The sequence below is a fragment of the Streptomyces sp. SID14436 genome (genome assembly GCF_010548465.1).
Lineage (GTDB): Bacteria > Actinomycetota > Actinomycetes > Streptomycetales > Streptomycetaceae > Streptomyces.
The window spans coordinates 1-5395 of the sequence record NZ_JAAGMD010000548.1 but is presented as its reverse complement, the minus strand read 5'-3'; the positions used below and the strand labels follow the sequence as shown (position 1 = coordinate 5395).

The following is a 5395-nucleotide window of genomic DNA, read 5'->3' as shown; positions in this document are numbered from 1 at the left end:
CGGAAACACCGAAGGGAAGCGCCCGGAGGAAAGCCCGAGAGGGTGAGTACGAAGGAAGCGTCCGTTCCTTGAGAACTCAACAGCGTGCCAAAAGTCAACGCCAGATATGTTGATACCCCGTCCATCCGGTTTCGGATGGACGAGGTTCCTTTGAAACACACACAGCGAGGACGCTGTGAACCATCGGATTATTCCTCCGGTGGTTCCGCTCTCGTGGTGTGACACCCGATCACGGGTACACATTCACGGAGAGTTTGATCCTGGCTCAGGACGAACGCTGGCGGCGTGCTTAACACATGCAAGTCGAACGATGAACCACCTTCGGGTGGGGATTAGTGGCGAACGGGTGAGTAACACGTGGGCAATCTGCCCTGCACTCTGGGACAAGCCCTGGAAACGGGGTCTAATACCGGATACTGAACCGCTTGGGCATCCAGGCGGTTCGAAAGCTCCGGCGGTGCAGGATGAGCCCGCGGCCTATCAGCTTGTTGGTGAGGTAACGGCTCACCAAGGCGACGACGGGTAGCCGGCCTGAGAGGGCGACCGGCCACACTGGGACTGAGACACGGCCCAGACTCCTACGGGAGGCAGCAGTGGGGAATATTGCACAATGGGCGAAAGCCTGATGCAGCGACGCCGCGTGAGGGATGACGGCCTTCGGGTTGTAAACCTCTTTCAGCAGGGAAGAAGCGAAAGTGACGGTACCTGCAGAAGAAGCGCCGGCTAACTACGTGCCAGCAGCCGCGGTAATACGTAGGGCGCGAGCGTTGTCCGGAATTATTGGGCGTAAAGAGCTCGTAGGCGGCTTGTCGCGTCGGTTGTGAAAGCCCGGGGCTTAACCCCGGGTCTGCAGTCGATACGGGCAGGCTAGAGTTCGGTAGGGGAGATCGGAATTCCTGGTGTAGCGGTGAAATGCGCAGATATCAGGAGGAACACCGGTGGCGAAGGCGGATCTCTGGGCCGATACTGACGCTGAGGAGCGAAAGCGTGGGGAGCGAACAGGATTAGATACCCTGGTAGTCCACGCCGTAAACGGTGGGCACTAGGTGTGGGCGACATTCCACGTCGTCCGTGCCGCAGCTAACGCATTAAGTGCCCCGCCTGGGGAGTACGGCCGCAAGGCTAAAACTCAAAGGAATTGACGGGGGCCCGCACAAGCGGCGGAGCATGTGGCTTAATTCGACGCAACGCGAAGAACCTTACCAAGGCTTGACATACACCGGAAAGCATCAGAGATGGTGCCCCCCTTGTGGTCGGTGTACAGGTGGTGCATGGCTGTCGTCAGCTCGTGTCGTGAGATGTTGGGTTAAGTCCCGCAACGAGCGCAACCCTTGTCCCGTGTTGCCAGCAGGCCCTTGTGGTGCTGGGGACTCACGGGAGACCGCCGGGGTCAACTCGGAGGAAGGTGGGGACGACGTCAAGTCATCATGCCCCTTATGTCTTGGGCTGCACACGTGCTACAATGGCCGGTACAATGAGCTGCGATACCGCGAGGTGGAGCGAATCTCAAAAAGCCGGTCTCAGTTCGGATTGGGGTCTGCAACTCGACCCCATGAAGTCGGAGTCGCTAGTAATCGCAGATCAGCATTGCTGCGGTGAATACGTTCCCGGGCCTTGTACACACCGCCCGTCACGTCACGAAAGTCGGTAACACCCGAAGCCGGTGGCCCAACCCCCTTGCGGGGAGGGAGCTGTCGAAGGTGGGACTGGCGATTGGGACGAAGTCGTAACAAGGTAGCCGTACCGGAAGGTGCGGCTGGATCACCTCCTTTCTAAGGAGCACTTCTAGGCTGCCTCGGCAGTCCAGAGGCCAGGATGCGAGCGAACGTCTCGCACTGGTTGCTCATGGGTGGAACGTTGACTACTCGGCACACTCGGCTTGATGGATCACTAGTACTGCTTCGGCGTGGAACGTGAAACCAGTGAGCGAGGGTGTCGGGCACGCTGTTGGGTGTCTGAGGGAATGAACTTCCTTCAGTGCCGGCCCCAGTGCACTCCGGGTTTTTCCGGGGGTGATGGGTGGTTGGTCGTTGTTTGAGAACTGCACAGTGGACGCGAGCATCTGTGGCCAAGTTTTTAAGGGCGCACGGTGGATGCCTTGGCACCAGGAACCGATGAAGGACGTGGGAGGCCACGATAGGCCCCGGGGAGTCGTCAACCAGGCTTTGATCCGGGGGTGTCCGAATGGGGAAACCCGGCAGTCGTCATGGGCTGTCACCCTTGCCTGAACACATAGGGCAAGTGGAGGGAACGCGGGGAAGTGAAACATCTCAGTACCCGCAGGAAGAGAAAACAACCGTGATTCCGGGAGTAGTGGCGAGCGAAACCGGATGAGGCTAAACCGTATGCGTGTGAGACCCGGCAGGGGTTGCGCATACGGGGTTGTGGGATCTCTCTTTCATGGTCTGCCGGCCATGAGACGAGTCAGAAACCGTTGATGTAGGCGAAGGACATGCGAAAGGTCCGGCGTAGAGGGTAAGACCCCCGTAGTCGAAACGTCAGCGGCTCGTTTGAGAGACACCCAAGTAGCACGGGGCCCGAGAAATCCCGTGTGAATCTGGCGGGACCACCCGCTAAGCCTAAATATTCCCTGGTGACCGATAGCGGATAGTACCGTGAGGGAATGGTGAAAAGTACCCCGGGAGGGGAGTGAAATAGTACCTGAAACCGTGTGCCTACAAGCCGTGGGAGCGTCGCTGATGGGCTTGCCCATCAGTCGTGACTGCGTGCCTTTTGAAGAATGAGCCTGCGAGTTTGCGGTGTGTTGCGAGGTTAACCCGGGTGGGGAAGCCGTAGCGAAAGCGAGTCCTAATAGGGCGTTTGAGTAGCACGCTCAAGACCCGAAGCGGAGTGATCTAGCCATGGGCAGGTTGAAGCGGAGGTAAGACTTCGTGGAGGACCGAACCCACCAGGGTTGAAAACCTGGGGGATGACCTGTGGTTAGGGGTGAAAGGCCAATCAAACTCCGTGATAGCTGGTTCTCCCCGAAATGCATTTAGGTGCAGCGTCGTGTGTTTCTTGCCGGAGGTAGAGCACTGGATAGGCGATGGGCCCTACCGGGTTACTGACCTTAGCCAAACTCCGAATGCCGGTAAGTGAGAGCGCGGCAGTGAGACTGTGGGGGATAAGCTCCATGGTCGAGAGGGAAACAGCCCAGAGCATCGACTAAGGCCCCTAAGCGTACGCTAAGTGGGAAAGGATGTGGAGTCGCAGAGACAACCAGGAGGTTGGCTTAGAAGCAGCCACCCTTGAAAGAGTGCGTAATAGCTCACTGGTCTAGTGATTCCGCGCCGACAATGTAGCGGGGCTCAAGCGTACCGCCGAAGTCGTGTCATTCATACATAAGGGCCAACGCCTGTATGGATGGGTAGGGGAGCGTCGTCTGCCGGGTGAAGCAGCCGCGGAAGCGAGTTGTGGACGGTTGACGAGTGAGAATGCAGGCATGAGTAGCGATTCACACGTGAGAAACGTGTGCGCCGATTGACTAAGGGTTCCTGGGTCAAGCTGATCTGCCCAGGGTAAGTCGGGACCTAAGGCGAGGCCGACAGGCGTAGTCGATGGATAACCGGTTGATATTCCGGTACCCGCTGTGGAGCGTCAAACATCGAGCATCGTGATGCTAAGGCCGTGAAGCCGCCGGCTGAGTCTTCGGACGAGGTCGGAGTGGTGGAGCCGCTGAACCAAGCGGTTAGTAGGTGAGTGATGGGGTGACGCAGGAAGGTAGTCCAGCCCGGGCGGTGGTTGTCCCGGGGTAAGGGTGTAGGACGTCAGGTAGGTAAATCCGCCTGGCAATAGTCTGAGACCTGATGCCGAGCCGATTGTGGTGAAGTGGATGATCCTATGCTGTCGAGAAAAGCCTCTAGCGAGTTTCATGGCGGCCCGTACCCTAAACCGACTCAGGTAGTCAGGTAGAGAATACCGAGGCGTTCGGGTGAACTATGGTTAAGGAACTCGGCAAAATGCCCCCGTAACTTCGGGAGAAGGGGGGCCACACTCGGTGATCCGATTTACTCGGTGAGCTGGGGGTGGCCGCAGAGACCAGCGAGAAGCGACTGTTTACTAAAAACACAGGTCCGTGCGAAGCCGTAAGGCGATGTATACGGACTGACGCCTGCCCGGTGCTGGAACGTTAAGGGGACCGGTTAGCTCCATTTCGGTGGGGCGAAGCTGAGAACTTAAGCGCCAGTAAACGGCGGTGGTAACTATAACCATCCTAAGGTAGCGAAATTCCTTGTCGGGTAAGTTCCGACCTGCACGAATGGCGTAACGACTTCTCGACTGTCTCAACCATAGGCCCGGTGAAATTGCATTACGAGTAAAGATGCTCGTTTCGCGCAGCAGGACGGAAAGACCCCGGGACCTTTACTACAGTTTGATATTGGTGTTCGGTTCGGCTTGTGTAGGATAGCTGGGAGACTGTGAACCTTGGACGCCAGTTCAGGGGGAGTCGTCGTTGAAATACCAGTCTGGTCGTGCTGGATGTCTAACCTGGGTCCGTGATCCGGATCAGGGACAGTGTCTGATGGGTAGTTTAACTGGGGCGGTTGCCTCCTAAAGAGTAACGGAGGCGCCCAAAGGTTCCCTCAGCCTGGTTGGTAATCAGGTGTTGAGTGTAAGTGCACAAGGGAGCTTGACTGTGAGACCGACGGGTCGAGCAGGGACGAAAGTCGGGACTAGTGATCCGGCGGTGGCTTGTGGAAGCGCCGTCGCTCAACGGATAAAAGGTACCCCGGGGATAACAGGCTGATCTTCCCCAAGAGTCCATATCGACGGGATGGTTTGGCACCTCGATGTCGGCTCGTCGCATCCTGGGGCTGGAGTCGGTCCCAAGGGTTGGGCTGTTCGCCCATTAAAGCGGTACGCGAGCTGGGTTTAGAACGTCGTGAGACAGTTCGGTCCCTATCCGCTGTGCGCGTAGGAGTCTTGAGAAGGGCTGTCCCTAGTACGAGAGGACCGGGACGGACGAACCTCTGGTGTGCCAGTTGTTCTGCCAAGGGCATGGCTGGTTGGCTACGTTCGGGAGGGATAACCGCTGAAAGCATCTAAGCGGGAAGCCTGCTTCGAGATGAGGGCTCCCACCCACTTGATGGGGTAAGGCTCCCAGTAGACGACTGGGTTGATAGGCCGGATATGGAAGCACGGTAACGTGTGGAGTTGACCGGTACTAATAGGCCGAGGGCTTGTCCTCAGTTGCTCGCGTCCACTGTGTTGGTTCTGAAACCACGAACAACCCCGCGCCAGGTCACGCTGTGGTGCGGTTGAGTGTTTCATAGTGTTTCGGTGGTCATAGCGTAGGGGAAACGCCCGGTTACATTCCGAACCCGGAAGCTAAGCCTTACAGCGCCGATGGTACTGCAGGGGGGACCCTGTGGGAGAGTAGGACGCCGCCGAACAA

3 rRNA genes are annotated in these 5395 nt (G+C 57.8%); all 3 read left to right on the top strand.

Features of this window, described 5'->3' with window-relative positions:
- Positions 1 to 242 precede the first annotated feature (242 nt).
- The 3 genes from G3I53_RS19195 to rrf all read left to right on the top strand — a co-directional run bounded on the left by G3I53_RS19195 (position 243) and on the right by rrf (position 5393).
- Positions 243 to 1772: ribosomal RNA gene (locus G3I53_RS19195) — 16S ribosomal RNA — on the top strand.
- 294 nt (positions 1773 to 2066) lie between these two features.
- Positions 2067 to 5188: ribosomal RNA gene (locus G3I53_RS19190) — 23S ribosomal RNA — on the top strand.
- Positions 5189 to 5276: 88 nt separating this feature from the next.
- Positions 5277 to 5393: ribosomal RNA gene (gene rrf / locus G3I53_RS19185) — 5S ribosomal RNA — on the top strand.
- Together the 16S, 23S and 5S rRNA genes form the textbook arrangement of a ribosomal RNA operon.
- The last annotated feature ends 2 nt before the right edge of the window (positions 5394 to 5395 follow it).